This window comes from Microcoleus sp. A003_D6 (genome assembly GCF_036702825.1).
Taxonomy (GTDB): domain Bacteria; phylum Cyanobacteriota; class Cyanobacteriia; order Cyanobacteriales; family Microcoleaceae; genus Microcoleus.
Genome location: NZ_JAUBWA010000001.1, coordinates 111,114 through 128,865 on the forward strand (window position 1 = coordinate 111,114; position 17,752 = coordinate 128,865).

A 17,752-nucleotide genomic window follows, 5' to 3' on the forward strand; every position below is an offset into this window, starting at 1 on the left:
CGTTTCTAAACAAGCATCTTGCCCCTTCCACAATAAAATTCACTCTTTGTGGAACGGGCATCTTGCCCGTTCCTAAACAAGTAATTGAGAAAGGTGCAATATCTCAGTTACATCCGTTAAATCCGTTACAAAATCCGTTGCCGAACTTCCCCTACGCTGCGCTTGAACCGGTGCGAACTTTGTCGATCGTCACAGCAATAATTATCACCAAACCTTTGACAACCAACTGCCAGAAAAAAGACACATTCATCAGAGTTAGCCCATTATTGAGCAGGGCAATAATTAAAGCCCCCAGCAAAGTACCCCAAATAGTGCCAATTCCACCTGTGAAACTCGTTCCTCCCAAAATTACAGCAGCGATCGCATCTAATTCGTAGCCTTGCCCCAACATCCCCGTCGCACTGTAGAGGCGCGACGCGCTCATAATGCCGCCTAAACCAGAAAGCAACCCGCTAACACCGTAAACAAACAACAGCACCCGACTCACCTTAATACCTGTCAATCGTGCTGCCCGAATGTTGCCACCCACAGCATAAATATGCCTCCCCAGAACAGTCCGCCGCAAGACAAACCAACTTGCTAAAACTGCCAGAAAAGCGATAATAACTAACCAGGGAATTGGGCCGACATAGCTGTTACCTATCCAAGCAAAATTCAGATTTCTATTGATAACTGTAGTGCCGTTAGCTACTAAATAAGCAACTCCCCGCAAAGCAGTGTAAGAACCGAGGGTTACGATAAACGGAGGCAAACCTAAATAGGCAACTAGCGAACCGTTAATCAATCCCAAACAGATTCCCGCTATTAACGCAGCCGGTACGGCAAACCAACCCAGACCTGGGACTAAAGAAACCAGCACCCCGACAACTGCCGTCACGCCCAAAATTGACCCGACTGAAAGGTCAATGCCGCCCGTCAAAATCACAAAAGTCATGCCGGTAGCAAGGACAATATTGATCGATGCTTGCCGAATGACATTGATCAAATTTCCTAATGAAAGAAAGTTGGGCGTTACCAAGGAAAAAATTATACAGATGGCAAGCAAAATCGGCAGGATACCGGCCACTTGGATAAAATTTCTCCAAGCTTGAGCTTTACTTGCTTTTTGGCGATCGCTTGATTGATTTCTGGTGCTTTTTACTTCTGTTTGACTCATGATTTTTTTACCTCTGTTGCCCCTGTGGCATAAGCCATAATGTTCTCTTGCGTAATTGCTTCCCCAGTCGATCCGCCTACTTCACCGACGAGGCTTCCCGATCGCATCACTAAGACGCGATCGCTCATTCCCACAATTTCCGGCAACTCGCTGGAAATCATCAAAATAGCTACACCCTGTGCTGCCAAATCGCTAATAATTCGATAAATTTCGCTTTTTGCGCCAATATCCACACCCCGCGTCGGTTCATCAAGCAAAAGTACCTTTGGCTTAATGGCTAACCAACGTGCTAGTAATAACTTCTGCTGATTTCCCCCAGACAAATCCATTGCCCTGATGCTGGGACTGGCAAGACGAATGCCTAAGTCTTTAATAGCATCAGTCACAACTCTGGCCAGGTTTTTGGAATTGATTATGCCAGCTTTTGTCTCTCGATCCAAAATATTTAGCGTGATATTTTCCCCCGAACTCATGTCTAGAAATAAACCTAGATTTTTGCGGTCTTCGGGTACATAGGCAATTCCTGCTTCAATTGCATCATCTGGGCTCAAGATGTTTAATGAAGGCCGCTCTTTGATATCTTCGGGTACATAGGCAATTCCTGATTCAATTGCATTGGTGGGTTCAGAAATATTGAGATGACGACCTTCCAGTTTTATTTCACCGCTTGTCTTTCGATCTGCACCAAAAATCAGGCGGGCAAGTTCTGTTCTGCCCGCGCCAACTAAACCCGCTAAACCCACAATCTCGCCCGCATGAAGTTGAAAAGTGGCAGGCTTTACTTTGCGACCGTCGCTTAAGTTTTTTACCTCAAGAACAACTGCACCGCGTGTTGTTTGATGCTTGTGTTCGTACAAATCCTGTAAAGAACGACCCACCATCATTTCTACCAGGCGATCGGCAGAAATTTCGTGCTTTTCCAGAGAGCCAATATATCCGCCATCTCGGATGACGCTCACGCGATCGGCCAGGGCATAAATTTCTGCCATTCTGTGGCTGATATAAATAATAGCAATGCCCTCATTCCGCAAGCGGCGAACCACTTCAAAAAGCTTATCTGTTTCGCGGTCTGAAAGCGTGGCCGTCGGCTCGTCCATCACTAAAATTCGGCTATTGTGTTTGAGCGCCCTAGCTATTTCCACTTGCTGCTGTTCGGCAATGGAAAGTGTGGAAACCAGGTCTCCAGCATCAAAACTTGCGTCGAGGTTTGTTAATACCTCAGCGGCCCTACGCCGCATTCCATCTTGGTCAAGGAGAGTACCTCCTTTGGTAAGCTCGCTACCCATAAAAATGTTTTCAGCAACTGTTAGATTGGGGGCGAGATTCAGCTCTTGATAAATAATGGCTATTCCCAAATCTCTAGCTTGAGCGGGGTCTGTCATCTTAACAGCTTGACCGTCAATTCTGATTTCGCCTGCATCGGCTATGTAGGCTCCCGCCAGAATTTTCATCAGCGTACTTTTGCCCGCACCGTTTTCCCCCATCAGGGCGTGGACTTCGCCCGGGTAAACTGTGATATTTACATCGTGCAAGGCTGTAAAACCGTTAAAGGTTTTTTTAATACCTTGCATTTCGAGGACGGGCTTGGTTTGGATTGAATTTTTAGTGCTATTTACCATCGTAAATACCGTAAGGAAATCTGCTTGACTATTAAACTTAGATCCCCCCTAGCCCCCCTTCTTAAGGGGGGGGAGAAGATTCTTCTCAAAGTCCCCCTTCTTAAGGGGGATTTAGGGGGATCTAGACTCGGGGAAAAACGGGATTCCTCAAGGGTTTTAGTTTTAACTTGACACGAAGAAGGTCACTCACTTGTCCAGCCTTTATGTCGATCGACATTTTCGCGAGTAATCAGCGCAACTGGAATCAAAATGTTTGGATTGGCTGGCTTCTTTCCTTTCAGAATGTTGTTCCCGACTTCAACAGCCTTGGCTGCCATGCGAAATGGATCTTGAGCTGCCGTAGCCACAAATAGACTGTTGTTCTGCTTGAGCGCATCTAAAGCTTCTGGTGCACCATCAACTCCAACAATAAAGAATTCGCTTCTTTGTGCCTGTTTGGCGGCTAATTCTGCACCAATGGCACAGGGGTCATTAATTGCAAAAACAGCATCTATTTTTTGGAAGGAAGTAAGCAAATCGCTCATCACTCTCAGCCCGCCATCGCGGCTGCCTTCTGCGTTCTGATCTTTGGACAGAACTTTGAGATCGGGATATTTGGAGAAGACTTTCTGGCACCCCTGAACTCGCTCGACCACTGAAGCGACGGGAGGCCCGTTGATAATCACCACGGTGCCTTTTCCTTGCAAGCGATCGGCTATATATTGACAGCTTACTTCGCCAGCTTGCACGTTATTTGAAGTAACTGTGGCATCAACGCCTCCATCGGCAGCGGTATCAACTGCAATTATCGGAATTCCGGCTTGCTTGGCTTTTTCGACAGCGGGGGCAATGCCTTTTGTGTCCGCAGCATTGAGTACAATCATGCTGACCTTAGAGGCAATAAAGTTTTCAATTTGATTGAATTGCTGATTTAAATCGTCGCCGCTGGAAACGAGAGTTGTCCTCACGTTTGCACCGCCGATTTTCTTGGCTTCGGCCTCGGCGCCCTTGCCAACTTGTACGAAGAATGGATTGCCGAGGTCGCGGACTGCTACCGCAACTGATGAAAGTTGGGAGTTGCTTTGTTGCGTGCTGTTTTGAGCGTTCTGGGAAGCTGCCGTGCAACTTGCCAGAGTGCTGCTGAGTAGACTGAAAAGACTGAGTGCGATCGTTACTCGTTTCACCTCAAACTCCAATGAATGGTCGTTTGGAGAGAGTCGCTTGCAAATATGACGTTGCCAACCTAACATTAGCTTTTGTCAGGTTTCAGCTCGAATACCTAATGTTTTAGGTAACAGGATTTTCCCCGTACAGGATTGTACGATACCTTGTTTCTTTTGCGCTCGTAAAATTTTCTCGATCGGCTCGCTAGACTGCTTGTGCGAACAGAAGAAATACGAATATAAATCTCTGTCCTAGCTGCCAATAAAATCAACGATGCTTGAATGTATTAAATGCTTGAAGAGCATTCTTTTTTTCAATCTTCAAGAAAACTTTTAAGAGACAATTTTTGACAAAATATTTCACAACTTGCTTTTAAAACCCGAGCGAGTCATATTTAATTTAGCTCTCTATCTTGGTTTATCCTAACAGTTAAACAGAGGCTTAATATCTATCTTTGGATAGACAATACTTCTACCAAAAACTAAATATCCGATCCTCTATATCGGCACTGATAATAATAACCCGCATTCTGGTCTGATTCCGCTAACTCAATAATTCTTAAAGTTTGCTCGGTGTAGGAGATTGTAAAAATTCATTAAGTTTAGAGTCCATCAGGGTCGATTATAGTAAACTGTAATTGCCCTTTTTTCGCAAAGTCATATTACAGCAATAATTGTCTGCGCCCTCAAGGCGTAAATCTGAGATGCGATCGACGACAAATTACCTATTCTGCTTCTTAGAAATATTTTCCAGCGAAGGCGGGATTCAATCCTACGTTCGAGACATCCTGAAAGCTTACGTGTCATTAACCGCAGCGGCAAACTCTCCGCCGCAAGCTCAAGTTTTGCTGTTGCGAGATTCTCCAGACTGCAAGAATCCTTACCAGTCAAAAAATATTAAATTTTATTACCTCAAAACCGATCGTCCTTGGTTGGGTCGTCTTAAGTTTGCTACAATATTGCTAAGTTGCTTGGTGCAAAAACGACCGCAGCGAGTTTTTTGCGGTCACATCAACCTCGCACCGCTGATTCAAACTTTGTGCAGGCCGCTGGGAATTCCCTATACAATTTTAACTTACGGCAAGGAAGTGTGGGAACCGCTGGCTCCGAAATATCAAACAGCAATGAGACAAGCGGACAGCATTTGGACAATTAGCAGGTACACGCGCGATTCCCTACGGGATAGCTTCGCCGCGCGTACTTGCCAAATTAACAACTTAAATCCAGAAAAATTCCCCATAGTGCCTTGTACGGTAGATGGGAATATATTTACAATCGGCCCAAAATCGCAACATTTATTAAAACAATATAATCTCATTAATGCTAAAATATTGATAACAGTGGCAAGATTGCGATCGACCGATATTTACAAAGGCGTCGATGTCACAATTCAAGCTTTGCCGCAAATCGCAAAAACGTTTCCCAATGTGAAATACTTAGTTATTGGCAGAGGAGACGATCGATCGAGGTTAGCCCAACTCGCGGCAGATTTGGGAGTTGCTGAAAGAGTAATATTTGCCGGTTTTGTAGCGACTGAAAATTTAGCAGCACATTATCGGCTTGCGGATGCTTGCGTGATGCCTTCCCAGGAAGGATTTGGCATAGTTTATTTAGAAGCGCTGGCTTGCGGAGTACCAGTGCTCGCAGGAGATGCGGACGGATCGGCAGATCCGCTGCAAGATGGTAAACTGGGATGGCGAGTTCCTCACCGAGATTCGGCAGCAGTAGCGGTTGCTTGTATCGAAATGCTGAAGGGAAAGGATAAAAGGTGCGATCGCGACTTCTTGAGGGAACAAACCCTCGCCAGATTTAGTTTTGAATCCCTTTGTCAATCCTTAGAAGAAATTTTTCAAGCCTCTGACACGCCCAAAAACGGTTAAAAGCCCTCGACGCCAGAAGTGGATGTCCTAAAATTTTAGACTAAGGTTCCTGCTCCCCGATTAATCTGTGGAGTAAATCTAAAATCTAAAATCTAAAATCTAAAATTGACTGACTCAGATTAACTTATAACGTAGAGAGCGGTTTCTGCGTGTACAATGGGAAGGTTAACTCGAACAACTGCGTGAATTTCTGAGTAGGATACAGCTATGCCTGCCTGCAAAGACAACCAAGGAGAACACCGTGAACCAACGCACCCCCAAAATCTCTTTAAAGCTACCCGCTGTTAGCAATTGGCTGGTACTGCTACTCATCGCGTGCGTGTTGGTGTCAATTGGTTTGGGTTGGGTGGTAAAATCAATTTTAATTCTAGTAGGTTTTTTGCTGCTGACACCTGTGGTCGCATTTTTCGGACTTCAGTGGTGGCTGAAACGCAATTTAGTTGAGGACAAGTGTCCAGTTTGTCAATACGAATTTACAGCTTTAAATCAAACTCAGTGTCAGTGTGCCAACTGCGGCGAACCTCTGAAAATAGAACAAGGTCATTTTTACCGCTTGACTCCGCCCGGTACGATCGATGTTACCGCAGTTGAAGTATCATCGGTTCAACAGTTGGAAGATTAATCGATTTTGGATTTTGGATTTTGGATTTTGGATTGAAGAATTGTTGACGGTTGACGGTTGACTGTTAACTGTTGTCAATTCCCAATTTCCAATTCCCCAAATTACTTTTCTAGACGCACTGCGTACCACTGCAAAAACTGTCCAGGGCCGACATCTAATTCGCAATAAGTATCAATTAAATACTTAGCTTGAGCTTCCACAGAAGAGAATTTTTGCACATCCCGCGGCAAATCTTCTTGTCCAGAAGCTAAGACTGCTTTCAGCTTTTCTAATAGTTCTGCCGCCGTTACGAACTGCTCCGGCTGGTTTGTTTCTAACACTACAAAGGTATCTTCGTCATACAGTGACATAGTTTCAGATGTTGAGATTAAGTATTTGTAAAGTTTCGTGCAGTTAGCCGATCGAACTATAAAGTCTTATTTAGAGCTGCAAGGCCCCTGAGCGATCGTGTTACAATTAAACACCATCAGAATTCCTATCGGATTACCGTTATTAACTTAGTTGTTAACCAAGCCGATCCAGCACTTCTGAGGAAATTTGTCAACTCAAGAAATATTCGACCGATCCCGATCTAATTATAACGGACACTATACATTCCCATGATTACATCTTCCACTTCAACCCCTGTTGCGCGCAAGCCCTCTAAATCAGAAGGTCTCAAAGAACGGAGCAACTATTTGCGAGAACCCGTTGCGACTGAACTCTTACAAGAAACTACCCACCTCACCGAAGAGGGAATTCAGATTCTCAAATTTCACGGGTCGTACCAGCAAGACAACCGCGACAATCGAGTTAAAGGACAAGAAAAAGACTATCAGTTCATGCTCCGCACCCGCAATCCCGGCGGGTTCGTTCCGCCGCAGCTATACTTGGCCTTAGACAAGCTATCCGAAGAATACGGCAACCACACGCTGCGCGTCACGACGCGCCAAGGCTTCCAAATTCACGGCGTGTTGAAAAAAAATCTTAAAACAGTGTTTTCCTCAATTATTAAAAATATGGGGTCAACCTTGGGAGCTTGCGGCGACTTGAACCGCAACGTCATGGCACCGCCAGCACCGTACAAAAATCGCCCAGAATACCAGTATGCGCTCAAATACGCCAACAATGTCGCCGATTTGCTGACACCGCAAACCGGTGCTTATTACGAAATTTGGCTCGACGGCGAAAAGGCAGTTTCGGCTGAGGAAGACCCTGCTGTCAAGGCCGCCAGACAGCGAAACGGCAACGGCACAATCTTTAGCGACGACAAGGAAGAACCGATTTACGGCAGCCATTATATGCCGCGGAAGTTCAAATGTTCCGTGACAGTGCCGGGAGACAATTCGGTTGATTTGTACTCTCAAGATTTGAGCTTGGTAGTATTTACCAATGAAGCTGGGGAGTTGCAAGGTTTTGACGTGTTTGCCGGCGGCGGTTTGGGCCGCACTCACAATAAAGAAGAGACTTTTGCGCGGGTGGCTGATGAGATTTGCTATGTGGACAAGGATGATGTTTACGATTTGGTCAAGGCAATTGTAGCAACTCAAAGAGATTTTGGCGATCGCACAGACAGGCGGCACGCCCGCTTAAAGTACCTGATTAACGACAAAGGCGTACAGTGGTTTAAAGACAAAGTGGCCGAGTATTTTGGCAAGCCGCTAGCAGCGTTTAAACCCTTGCCAGAATGGAAGTATTTCGATTTCTTGGGGTGGCACGAACAAGGAGACGGCAAACTGTTCGTCGGCATTTCTGTAGACAACGGCCGGATTAAAGATGAAGGTTCGTTCCAGCTAAAAACAGCTTTGCGGGAAATCGTGCAGAAATACAACTTGCCGATGCTGGTGACACCGCACCAAAACGTGTTGATTTACGAAATTTCGCCAGAAATCAAACAGGACATTCAGGGTATTCTCTCGCGCTGCGGCATTCAGGGTGAAACTGCGATCGATCCCTTAGTGCGGTATGCTATGGCTTGTCCGGCAATGCCGACTTGCGGGCTGGCGATTACCGAGTCAGAGCGCGTGATTCCCAGCATCTTAGAGCGAATTCGGGCGCTTTTGACCAAAGTTGGCTTAAAAGACGAACATTTTGTGGTGCGGATGACGGGTTGCCCCAATGGATGCGCCCGCCCTTATATGGCAGAATTGGGGTTTGTCGGGAGTTCGCCGGAATCTTACCAGATTTGGCTGGGGGGTTCTCCCAATCAAACGAGGCTGGCAAAACCAATTGAAGAAAAGCTGCACGTCAATGATTTTGAAGCTTTTCTGGAGCCGGTTTTTGTTTATTTTAAGCAAAAACGGCAACAGAGTGAGAGTTTTGGCAATTTTTGCGATCGCGTCGGGTTAGAATCTATCCGTCAATTTGTAACCAACTACCAATCTACTTCCTCGATGACAACTGAGATTAATGAATTAGAAGTTACGTCTAGTAACGATGACGGAAACGAGACAGTCGCTGCTGGTGGCAAAGTCCGCCGCCGAATTAGCGTCCGCGATGAAATTTACAATGAGCTCAAAGAAGAAGCAGCCCGTCAGGGCAAGCCAATCACGCAGCTAGCTACAGAGGCGATTTCCACTTATTTGAAGAAGATTAAGGAGGAAGCATAAGCCGAGTTTCAATTTTTAATTTTTGCTCGCATCTAATAGACTTCACGCAAAAATAACATAAGGGCAGAGCATTTGCAGAAAAAAACTGGATTTTTAACATAAATCTGGTTGTAAATGCTTTGCCTTTCAACTTACAAACAAAAAACCTATCTCTTCTCTTCCTCTCTTCCTCAGCGTTCTCTGCGTTCTCTGCGGTTAAATAAAAAAAAATCTAATATAAAACGAGCAATCTAAAATTCAATGCCTCAATTACAAAGATTAGCAGTAAATCCGGCTCAAATTTACGATCGCAAAATCGACCTAACCCCCGAACAACAGCATTATTTACATCGAGTGTTGCGGTTGAATAATAGCGATCGATTTATTGCGATGGACGGCCGAGGACATTGGTGGTTAGCAGTTCTAGAAACCCAGGAAACCGGGTTAATTGCGTCGATAACCGAAGAAATTGCGGTTAACAGGGAGCTTGGTGTCGAGGTGACTTTGATGGCGGCCTTGCCCAAGGGAAACGGGTTTGACGAGGTTGTGAGACAGGCGGCGGAGTTGGGTGTGGCAAGTATTGTGCCGGTGACGAGCGATCGCACTTTGCTGAAACCGAGCCCTCAAAAGGTCGATCGGTGGAGAAGGATTGCTGCGGAGGCGGCGGAACAGTCGGAACGCCAATTTGTGCCGACTATTTTAGAGCCTGTTTCGTTTGATGTTGCTATCAAAGATTGCGGTCAAAAATATCGATTTATTTGTGTTGCTCGCGGGGATAATCGGCATTTGTGGGATTGTTTGGTCAGTTTAGAACCTCTTCAGTCCCCCTTAATAAGGGGCGAGGAAGATGGGGAAGAATTAGCGATTGTGATTGCTGTTGGGCCGGAGGGTGGATGGACGGAGGGTGAGGTGAAAAGGGCGATCGAATTGGGTTTTGAAGCTGTTTCTTTAGGTAGTAGAATTTTAAGAGCAGTGACAGCACCGATTGTGGCTTTGTCGTTGGTGGCCGCGGCATGGGAGAAGTGCTAAGCTGTGTTGCATCTAGATTGCCTATGGTATTAGAGAGGGAGAGGGGGAGAAGGGGAGAGGGGGAGAGGATTTGACGATTTTCGATCGGGACTCGAAATATACAATTTAAATGCACAACAGCTTATCGAACAATTTTATGATGAGTAATTAACCCGAATCGATCTAAAATAATCAATGACTAATGACTAATAGACATCTCCATAAATTCAATCTAAACCTTGGAGTAGCAAGGGTTTAACTTTATTTTTCAGAGATGGCTGAGGACTAATGACTGATGACTAATGACTGATGACTGATGACTGATGACTGATGACTGATGACTGATGACTAAAATTGCTTCATCGCTCTTTCTATATCCCGCTTATCTTCGCGTTTTTTCAAATCTTCGCGCTTGTCATACAGTTTTTTGCCTTTCCCCAAACCGATATCAAGTTTAACCCAGCCGCCTTTCAAATACATTTTTAATGGCACCAAAGTCAAACCTTTTTCTTCAACTTTGCCGATTAATTTGCGAATTTCCTGCTTGTGCATCAGCAATTTACGGGTGCGGCGGGGCTCGTGATTAAAATAGTTACTAGCACTTCTCCAGGGCGAAATATGAACGTTGATCAGCCAAAGTTCGCCGTTCCGAACTAAGCCATATCCGTCCCGCAAATTGGCTTTTCCTTCCCGAATTGATTTGACTTCAGTTCCCTTCAACTCGATTCCCACTTGGTATGTCTCTATAATTTCATAGAGATGGCGCGCTTGTCGGTTATCGCTAACAATTTTGTATCCTGGGCTTTTTTCGCTCATTTTTACCTCCGCTAAAATCATTATAAGGCTAGCTTCTCTGTAAAGAAAATAGAAGCTTGACAAAACTTAAATTACAGGTCTAGGCATTACCAATTTTGCTGAGCTAAGATGTCACCAACGTGAATGTCAAGCGGTATCATGCAGCGCACCAATATTCCTGATTCTGGAATTACTGATTCTGTTACTCCCCATCCTGCGGTAAATTTGGTTTGGCTGGCTCCTTTTTTTCTGACGCTTGCTTGGTTTTGGGCCAATATCTCGGCAGTTAAGTGGCTGTTATCCTCGTTTGTTGAGATACCGACACTGTACAAGATAGTAATTGGTTTTCTGATTGTAGCATTAGTAGTGCGATCGACTCTTAACTCCGTTAGCGCAGCCCTCGAAGAGGATCGCCCGCCCGCATTTTCGCCAAATTTCGTTTTGAGGCGATCTCCGCTGCTGTTGATGTTGGGCGCGGGTATTTGCTCGATCGCCGTTCAGTGGATAATTGATATCAAACAAGTTACCGTACTGCTATTTATCCTCGGAACTTACGGGCTGTGGGGCTTGTTTGCAAATCCGAATTTTTGGCAAAAAAACTTGCCAGTTGCTGGCTTGCTGGCTTGTATTTTACCCTTCAACACTCAGCTTAATAGCGGATTGGGTTTGCCGGCGCGAGTGCTGACTGCTCAGGTAGTAGAACAATTGCTCTGTGCTTTCCAAATCCGGGCTATTTCTTCTTACGATATCATCGTTTTGGAAAACGGCATCGCTCACGTTGACGTGCCTTGCAGCGGCATTAAAACTCTCTTAGTGGGAACGCTATTTTTGCTAGCTGCTACCTGGCTGGAAGGGCGTCAATTAGGTTTAAAATGGCTAGCTGTATGCGCTGCTAATTTCTTAATGTTGGTGTCTGCTAATGCTGCGCGGGTTGCAGCGTTAATCGTAATTTCAGAAGTTTTTAAGCAGCAAACAGTCGCACAAATTATTCACGTTCCCCTGGGAATTGTGGGTTTAGTCAGTGCTTGTTTGGCGGCGTGGTTGATGTTGCAACGAGTACCGAAATTTAAGTCAGAAAAAGCCAGCAATATTTCCGCAAAACCCAGCTCAGAAATTCTCAAAAATCAGCCTCTGGCAAAACCCGGACTAATTGCAGCAGTAACAATTTTGGCAGTAATTTCTCAACTGTCTCATGTAGAAACGGAAAAAATGGCGATCGCCCCCCTGAAATTTCCCGAACAAATCCTATCCGAATCAATTCCCCTAAATGCCAGCGAACAACGATTCTTTGGCAATTACCCAGCCACGAAAACCGAAAAAAAGAGATTTGTTTCAGGCAACTTGCGCGGTTCCATGCTCACAGTGGCCAGCACATCTTGGCAGACTTATCACGCACCGGAGCTGTGTTTTGTAGCCAGCGGCATTCCCGTCAATCGCATAGAAAGAAAACAGCTAACTCCTGCTGTAACAGCGCGCTGGCTGTCTCTCAAAGACAATCAACTATCTGCTGCATACTGGCTGCAATCTCCGCAGCAAACTACCGATAACTTTTTATCGCGCATCCGCAGCGATATCACCCAAAAAAATCATAATTGGGTGCTAGTTTCCATTCTCTTTGACAGTTCCGTAAATCCTGAAAACAATGAGGTGCAAGACTTTGCTTCCAATGTACACGATGCCGTCCAACAAAGCTTAAAAGGAGCAAAATATGAAAATTAAGCAGGGGTTTAATGCTATTTTTTACGCCATTTTTTGGCTGTGGAACTTGACGTTTTTATCGATTGTTTATTTAGGGATTTTGCCTGTCTTAGCAGGGCCATTAATTATGGCAACAATTGACGGCTTTATTCCGCTTGAATTTTCGTTAACCTTAACAGCTTTAATCGCAGTTCCAACAGCTTGTACGCTAATAGGAGCAATGCGTTTTAAAAAGCAGCCGCTACAGCTAATGCGCTTGTTTTACGGCGTAGAAGCGCCATTGTTTTTGCTGTGCTTGCTCCGGCTGTTCGTGCTGCGAGAACTGACTCCAGCTAGCTCCCAAATTATCGGTACAATAGTCTTGTGCATTGCAGCATTTTTAGTAGAAATACTGTACGGATATTTAGGAAAAATAGAAAACAATCAAAATATTTTAGACTCTCAAGCTGCCAACAATACAAAGCCGCGTTGGACGCAATTAATAGGAGAAAAAACGAAAGCGTGGTTGCAGTTAGGATGCCACAGTTTAATGTTGCTGGTTGGAGTTTGGGCGGCAACAATGCTGATGTTTTATGCTCTACCCCTGGCAATTATTACAGTTACTGTATTCTTTGGTTTTACATGGGTTGCACCAATTTTAGATATGTTAAAATACGGTTTTTTTAGTGGAACTATGTGGCTGCTTTTGTCATTAGTTCTGTTTTGTGCAAGCTGTAGTCTATTTGTGGCAATGCCTTCGCTTTACGGCTTTCTCTACATCCAATCAGGACGCAAAATATTGCAAAGTTTCAGTTCCCAATACGGGAAAAATCAGGCAATAATGGGAAGCTTGGGAGTAATAGCAGCTTGGCTGGCGATTTTCTCCGCTTTGCAGCAGCAGCCGCAAGTTCAAGCACTGAAAATGTTGGCGACTCCCGCAGCAAATGACACTGTTCGCCAAACTTTGTTAGCCAAATCTGATATTATGCGATCGGGCTTAGTTAACGCTTATTTATCTCCTTACCGCTACCTCAGCACTGTGGGAGAAAACAACCACATTTATGAGATGTACAAAAATACTTTGAGTTTGCCAGATTCAGCGGCTCGGAGCATACAGAATAGCTACAATTATTTAATGTCGCCGTTTTTGTATCAAGGTTCTAGTTCCGATGTTAAAAAAGCCGAAAAACTCTACGGCGAATTCTTCGATACCGAAATTCAAAAAGGTGACGCAGCAGCAGTAAAGCACGCGGTGCAGTCAACATCTAACCGGGAAGAAGCTAAAGCTGGTTTGCTAAATGTCAATCAGGAAAAAGTATGGCTGGAATCGCAAGAAGTTACAGTCACAGAAAACGGCGACTGGGCTGACGTTCAACTCTACGAAGTTTACCAAAATCAAACACCGAATTTGCAAGAAGTATTCTACTACTTTTCCCTGCCGGAAAGCGCCGCAGTTACAGGAATTTGGCTGGGCGATAGTGGCGATTTGAACAAGCGTTTTGTCTTTACTGTATCGCCTCGCGGTGCCGCGCAGCAAGTTTACAACCAGCAGGTGGTAGAAAGGGTAGATCCGGCTTTGCTAGAACAAATTGGCCCGAAACAATACCGCTTGCGGGCTTTTCCAATTCCGGTTAAACGAGAATTCACGCAAACTGACGGGCCCAAAGAAATGCACCTGTGGCTTGCTTACAAAGTTATGCGCCAGCCGCAGGGTTGGGCGATGCCTGTTTTGGCCGAAAAACGCAACATTTTTTGGAATCAAAATACTCGCCGAGTTATAGCGGGCAAAGAGATTAAATACAGCGGTAAAGAGGCCAAAGATACTTGGCTGCCGGCATTTGTAACCGCAGTTTCGCAGCAGCAACCAATACCCCGAATCGCGAATTTACTGGGAGGAAATACGATTTCAGCTAAGCCGCTGGTTGATGCAAATTATTCGCTGCCGCAGGGAAAAAACTTTGCATTGATTCTCGATACTTCCCGCAGTATGGCGGCGGAAACTAAGGCGGTAAAGGAAACTTTTGAATGGTTGAAGGCCAATACTTTAGCAGAAAATGCGGTTGATTTTTATGTGGCTAGTGCTGCGGGAATGCGGCCTAAGTTGGTGGAAGATTTACGCAGTTTTGATGCTGCAAAGTTAACGCTGTACGGTACTATCCAACTTAAGGATATACTGCAACAGTTTGCACAGTTGCGCGGTGATAAGACTTACGATACTGTATTTTTGGTGAGCGATCGCCATACTTACGAATTATCCGACGATCGCAAAAACGCAATTTCCATGTCCTCACCGCTGTGGATAGTGCATTTGGGAGGTTTGCCCCCGGGCTACGACGACGCAACTTTAAAGGTGATTCAAGATAGCGGCGGCGGAGTTGCTACTGAGATGAAAGAGGCGATGCAGCGAGTGGCGACGACAGCAGCATCGGGGAAATCTGTAGTTAATGTTGTTGACGGCTATGTTTGGAGTTATGCCAAAACTCCGAAGGCGGCAGCGGTTCCGAGAATAACAAACGATCGAAATGAAGGTTTTAAACCTATAGCTGCGCGGCAGTTGATAACCGCACTTAGCAAGCAGAAAAGTTCCAATCAATTGATTCAATTGGATGCTATGCACTCGCTGGCTAAAACCTTTAAAGTGGTAACGCCGTATTCTTCGATGATTGTGTTGGTTAATGACGCGCAAAGGGAACAGCTAAAAGCAGCGGAAGCTAAGAGCGATCGATTCGATCGCGAGGTAGAATCGGGTAAGGAGGAGTTAACTAAACCGAACAATCCTCTGAATGTTTCAGGGGTTCCCGAACCGGAAGAATGGCTGCTTTTGGGGGTTGGCGCGATCGGGCTTTTGGCGATTTTCCTCCGCCAGCGACGCGCGAAAATGGTAGGTTGAAAGTTAAAAGTGCGATCGCGCAAAGACTCAGAAACCGGGTTTCTTAACCAAATCTCGGTGAGGATGCCCAAATTCTCGCAGAAACCCGGTTTCTTGCCATCGCGCCAAGACTGAGGAAACGAGTAAATCATGACTAGACCTCTTGCAAAAATCCTTTTAATCAAATTCTGGAACGGGCTCTCCGGCCCATTCCACAAGAAAAAAAATTTTGTGGGATGGGCCGGAGAGCCCGTCCTAGTTATTTTTGCAAGAGGTCTACTAATCAAGATCGACAAAAACGATCTCGCCCTCAATCTTTACCGGATAAGATTCTAGGGAATCGCTGGGTGCATTCAAACATTTACCAGTATCTAACTCGAACTGAAATTTGTGAAACGGACAGGTAATGATTCCATTACTTACTTTTCCCATATCGATCGGATATTCTAAATGAGTGCAAGCATTGCGGTAACAAGTGACATTCGCACCTTGGCGATTCAAAATCAGCGAAGTTTCCTCAACTTTTACCTTCAATACACCCCATTCGGGAACTTGATTTAGCCTTGTTGTCTCTACCCACATAAAATATTTTTTCTCCGCAATTAATTTTATCGAGACTTACGCAAAACCTTTATATTTAGCACTTTACGGCTATTCAAACTACTTTTTGCGTAAGTCCAGATTATTTTATTAAGAAACTACCGCAACTAATTCGCGATCGCCCGTCGGATGCGATCGCGAAAACCTCTCAAAGTAGGGCTTCTCCCCAGAGTAACGCTTTGAGCGACAAACTCAGCTATCAGTTCAACAACCGGCAATCCTGGGAAGATGCGGCTGCTGGGAAAATTAACATATTTCCCATCTTCCAGCAGGTTAATTCGCAGTTGGTTATTTTCATACCGCCACAATTCAGGAACTTGCAAAGCTTCATAAGCATCCAGTTGCGTTTTAGAGGTGACATCAATTTCAATTGCCAAATCGGGAGGCGGATCTACTGTCAAATCTACCCGCCGTTTTCCTCGCATCGCCTGATGGTTTTGGATGTAAAAACATTGGTCAGGTTCCACACCACTTTTTTTAGTTTCTCGCTTGAATGTGGTCGAACCAAAGCACTCGCAATCTATTTCTAATTCTTCTAGCAATATCTTCACCATATCGCCGATTAGTTCTTTATTTACCTCATGTTCTGGTAAAGGCATCCGAATCTCCAACGATCCTTGATTGTAGGCTAAGCGGGCGGCACGGTGTTCGCCCAGTTCTGATAAAATCGCTTCAAATTCTGGCCAACTAACATCGTGTAGCAGCAATCGCTGTCCTAGGGGAATATCGAGCTGTCTGAGTTGAAGTGTCACCATAGTATGATTTTAGAAAGCTCTTTAAATAAAACTTAGCTGTTCGCAAAGTGCGATCGGCCTGCATTTCCATATACCCTATCCTACGGATGAATCTGACTCAAAATCACCCGCAACCTGTCGTAATCATCCTTCAACAAAACACTCAAACTCCTCCCCGCTTCCACCAACCAAGATCGATCGCGCATCCGCAACTGATAAATCTCCCGAATCGCCGCCGCCGTCAGCGCATCCACCGGCGCATTAGTCACTCCCAGCAGCGTCCTCAAAAAATCCAATTGCACGGTAAAATCAAGCACCTCATCCGGTTCGCAGCGATAAACCGCCTGGTGAATTTGCGGCGGGCGCGGCGGCAAATACTGATAAATTTTACCCCTCGATGGGCCGTGGCCGTTCAACCTTTCCGGCGCAACCTCAAACCCCACAATCGCCACTCGAAACTCGGTTTTTAGCATCGCAAAAATCTGCGGTTGTTCTTCCCGCAACTCTTCCAGCGACAAACCCAAAGCGCGAGCTCTGTGCACCGAGTCGATCGGGCTAGTCGTAGCGTAATAAACCACGCCGTAAATTTGATTTTTCGACTCTTCATCCTGGGCCTTCACCCAACTCCCAAAAGGCGGCATCACGGGAAAGCTTAAGTCTTCCGGTTCCAAACATTGAGCCAAAAACTCCGAAGTTGCCGTCTCGATTACCTCAGCAATGCGATCGGGATGGCGCTCTTTTGTAGCAAATTGGGGTAAAGGTAAACGCATATTTTTAGTTATTAGTCATCAGTCATCAGTCATCAGTCATTAGTCATTGGTCATTAGTTATTAGTTATTAGTTATTAGTCATTGGTTTTCAATGTTATTCAGTCTTTAGTCTGGCCTTCGGTACTTTTGGCATTACGAATTACCAATTACGAATTCCCTTTTGATTTACGCACCCGGGTCAGAAACCAGGTTTCTTGGTAGATACTTCGCTAATCAACCAATATTTATCGCAGAAACCGGGTTTCTTTGGCGTAAGTCCCGTCAATGACTAATGACTAATGACCAATGACTAATAACCAATGACTAATGACCA

Annotated in this window: 14 protein-coding genes; 6 read left to right on the forward strand and 8 right to left on the reverse strand. The window is 45.2% G+C overall.

Translation table 11 applies throughout. The features are described from left to right. Positions 1 to 151: 151 nt before the first annotated feature. The 3 genes from QUB70_RS00520 to QUB70_RS00530 form a co-directional block, all read right to left on the reverse strand. Positions 152 to 1,156, reverse strand: coding sequence for an ABC transporter permease subunit (locus tag QUB70_RS00520; RefSeq protein ID WP_332977778.1), 1,005 nt, complete (start codon positions 1,154 to 1,156; stop codon positions 152 to 154). Further along, on the reverse strand, positions 1,153 to 2,775 hold the full coding sequence (locus tag QUB70_RS00525) for a sugar ABC transporter ATP-binding protein (protein WP_332977779.1): 1,623 nt from the start codon (positions 2,773 to 2,775) through the stop codon (positions 1,153 to 1,155). The genes QUB70_RS00520 and QUB70_RS00525 overlap by 4 nt, the downstream gene beginning before the upstream one ends. Before the next feature lie 182 nt (positions 2,776 to 2,957). Further along, positions 2,958 to 4,004: an ABC transporter substrate-binding protein gene (locus tag QUB70_RS00530; RefSeq protein ID WP_332977780.1), complete on the reverse strand. Its 1,047-nt coding sequence runs from the start codon at positions 4,002 to 4,004 to the stop codon at positions 2,958 to 2,960. A gap of 617 nt (positions 4,005 to 4,621) precedes the next feature. On the opposite strand from QUB70_RS00530, the gene QUB70_RS00535 reads away from it, so the two are divergent. Beyond that, entirely contained in the window at positions 4,622 to 5,797 is a 1,176-nt protein-coding gene (locus QUB70_RS00535; RefSeq protein WP_332977781.1) for a glycosyltransferase family 4 protein, read from the forward strand. A gap of 241 nt (positions 5,798 to 6,038) precedes the next feature. After that, complete coding sequence (locus QUB70_RS00540) at positions 6,039 to 6,419, forward strand: hypothetical protein (protein ID WP_332977782.1); 381 nt, start codon at positions 6,039 to 6,041, stop codon at positions 6,417 to 6,419. A gap of 101 nt (positions 6,420 to 6,520) precedes the next feature. Here the strand turns inward: QUB70_RS00540 and QUB70_RS00545 are convergent, their stop codons facing one another. Continuing rightward, a complete protein-coding gene (locus tag QUB70_RS00545) occupies positions 6,521 to 6,769 on the reverse strand; it encodes a chlororespiratory reduction protein 7 (protein WP_332977783.1) in 249 nt (82 codons plus the stop codon). Positions 6,770 to 7,018: 249 nt separating this feature from the next. Between QUB70_RS00545 and sir the strand changes: the two genes are divergently transcribed. After that, positions 7,019 to 9,007: a sulfite reductase, ferredoxin dependent gene (gene sir / locus QUB70_RS00550; protein WP_332977784.1), complete on the forward strand. Its 1,989-nt coding sequence runs from the start codon at positions 7,019 to 7,021 to the stop codon at positions 9,005 to 9,007. 240 nt (positions 9,008 to 9,247) lie between these two features. After that, complete coding sequence (locus QUB70_RS00555; protein WP_332977785.1) at positions 9,248 to 10,015, forward strand: 16S rRNA (uracil(1498)-N(3))-methyltransferase; 768 nt, start codon at positions 9,248 to 9,250, stop codon at positions 10,013 to 10,015. Between the two features lie 327 nt (positions 10,016 to 10,342). Here QUB70_RS00555 and smpB read toward each other — a convergent pair whose 3' ends face one another. Continuing rightward, positions 10,343 to 10,810: an SsrA-binding protein SmpB gene (gene smpB, locus QUB70_RS00560; RefSeq protein ID WP_332977787.1), complete on the reverse strand. Its 468-nt coding sequence runs from the start codon at positions 10,808 to 10,810 to the stop codon at positions 10,343 to 10,345. A gap of 123 nt (positions 10,811 to 10,933) precedes the next feature. Here smpB and xrtO point away from each other — a divergent pair, with 123 nt between their 5' ends. Beyond that, the gene (gene xrtO / locus QUB70_RS00565) at positions 10,934 to 12,508 is read left to right on the forward strand and encodes an exosortase O (protein WP_332977788.1); all 1,575 of its coding nucleotides are present in this window, start codon (positions 10,934 to 10,936) and stop codon (positions 12,506 to 12,508) included. Next, positions 12,498 to 15,356 carry a TIGR02921 family PEP-CTERM protein gene (locus QUB70_RS00570; RefSeq protein WP_332977789.1) on the forward strand — a complete coding sequence of 953 codons (2,859 nt, stop codon included), beginning with the start codon at positions 12,498 to 12,500 and terminating at the stop codon, positions 15,354 to 15,356. The genes xrtO and QUB70_RS00570 overlap by 11 nt, the downstream gene beginning before the upstream one ends. A 258-nt stretch (positions 15,357 to 15,614) precedes the next feature. On the opposite strand, the gene QUB70_RS00575 is transcribed toward QUB70_RS00570, so the two are convergent. The 3 genes from QUB70_RS00575 to QUB70_RS00585 form a co-directional block, all read right to left on the reverse strand. Further along, positions 15,615 to 15,917, reverse strand: a complete 303-nt coding sequence (locus QUB70_RS00575; RefSeq protein ID WP_332977790.1) for a Rieske (2Fe-2S) protein — start codon at positions 15,915 to 15,917, stop codon at positions 15,615 to 15,617. Positions 15,918 to 16,042: 125 nt separating this feature from the next. Beyond that, a complete protein-coding gene (locus tag QUB70_RS00580; protein WP_332977791.1) occupies positions 16,043 to 16,690 on the reverse strand; it encodes a Uma2 family endonuclease in 648 nt (215 codons plus the stop codon). An 80-nt stretch (positions 16,691 to 16,770) separates the two neighbouring features. After that, complete coding sequence (locus tag QUB70_RS00585) at positions 16,771 to 17,439, reverse strand: HAS-barrel domain-containing protein (RefSeq protein ID WP_332977792.1); 669 nt, start codon at positions 17,437 to 17,439, stop codon at positions 16,771 to 16,773. Positions 17,440 to 17,752 lie beyond the last annotated feature (313 nt).

Excerpts from the sequence above, each read along its gene's own strand:
- QUB70_RS00520 (WP_332977778.1), bottom strand. The coding sequence starts at position 1,156 with ATGAGTCAAACAGAAGTAAAAAGCACCAGAAATCAATCAAGCGATCGC.
- QUB70_RS00525 (WP_332977779.1), bottom strand. The coding sequence starts at position 2,775 with ATGGTAAATAGCACTAAAAATTCAATCCAAACCAAGCCCGTCCTCGAA.
- QUB70_RS00530 (WP_332977780.1), bottom strand. The coding sequence starts at position 4,004 with ATGTTAGGTTGGCAACGTCATATTTGCAAGCGACTCTCTCCAAACGAC.
- QUB70_RS00535 (WP_332977781.1), top strand. The coding sequence starts at position 4,622 with ATGCGATCGACGACAAATTACCTATTCTGCTTCTTAGAAATATTTTCC.
- QUB70_RS00545 (WP_332977783.1), bottom strand. The coding sequence starts at position 6,769 with ATGTCACTGTATGACGAAGATACCTTTGTAGTGTTAGAAACAAACCAG.
- sir (WP_332977784.1), top strand. The coding sequence starts at position 7,019 with ATGATTACATCTTCCACTTCAACCCCTGTTGCGCGCAAGCCCTCTAAA.
- QUB70_RS00555 (WP_332977785.1), top strand. The coding sequence starts at position 9,248 with ATGCCTCAATTACAAAGATTAGCAGTAAATCCGGCTCAAATTTACGAT.
- smpB (WP_332977787.1), bottom strand. The coding sequence starts at position 10,810 with ATGAGCGAAAAAAGCCCAGGATACAAAATTGTTAGCGATAACCGACAA.
- xrtO (WP_332977788.1), top strand. The coding sequence starts at position 10,934 with ATGTCAAGCGGTATCATGCAGCGCACCAATATTCCTGATTCTGGAATT.
- QUB70_RS00570 (WP_332977789.1), top strand. The coding sequence starts at position 12,498 with ATGAAAATTAAGCAGGGGTTTAATGCTATTTTTTACGCCATTTTTTGG.
- QUB70_RS00575 (WP_332977790.1), bottom strand. The coding sequence starts at position 15,917 with ATGTGGGTAGAGACAACAAGGCTAAATCAAGTTCCCGAATGGGGTGTA.
- QUB70_RS00580 (WP_332977791.1), bottom strand. The coding sequence starts at position 16,690 with ATGGTGACACTTCAACTCAGACAGCTCGATATTCCCCTAGGACAGCGA.
- QUB70_RS00585 (WP_332977792.1), bottom strand. The coding sequence starts at position 17,439 with ATGCGTTTACCTTTACCCCAATTTGCTACAAAAGAGCGCCATCCCGAT.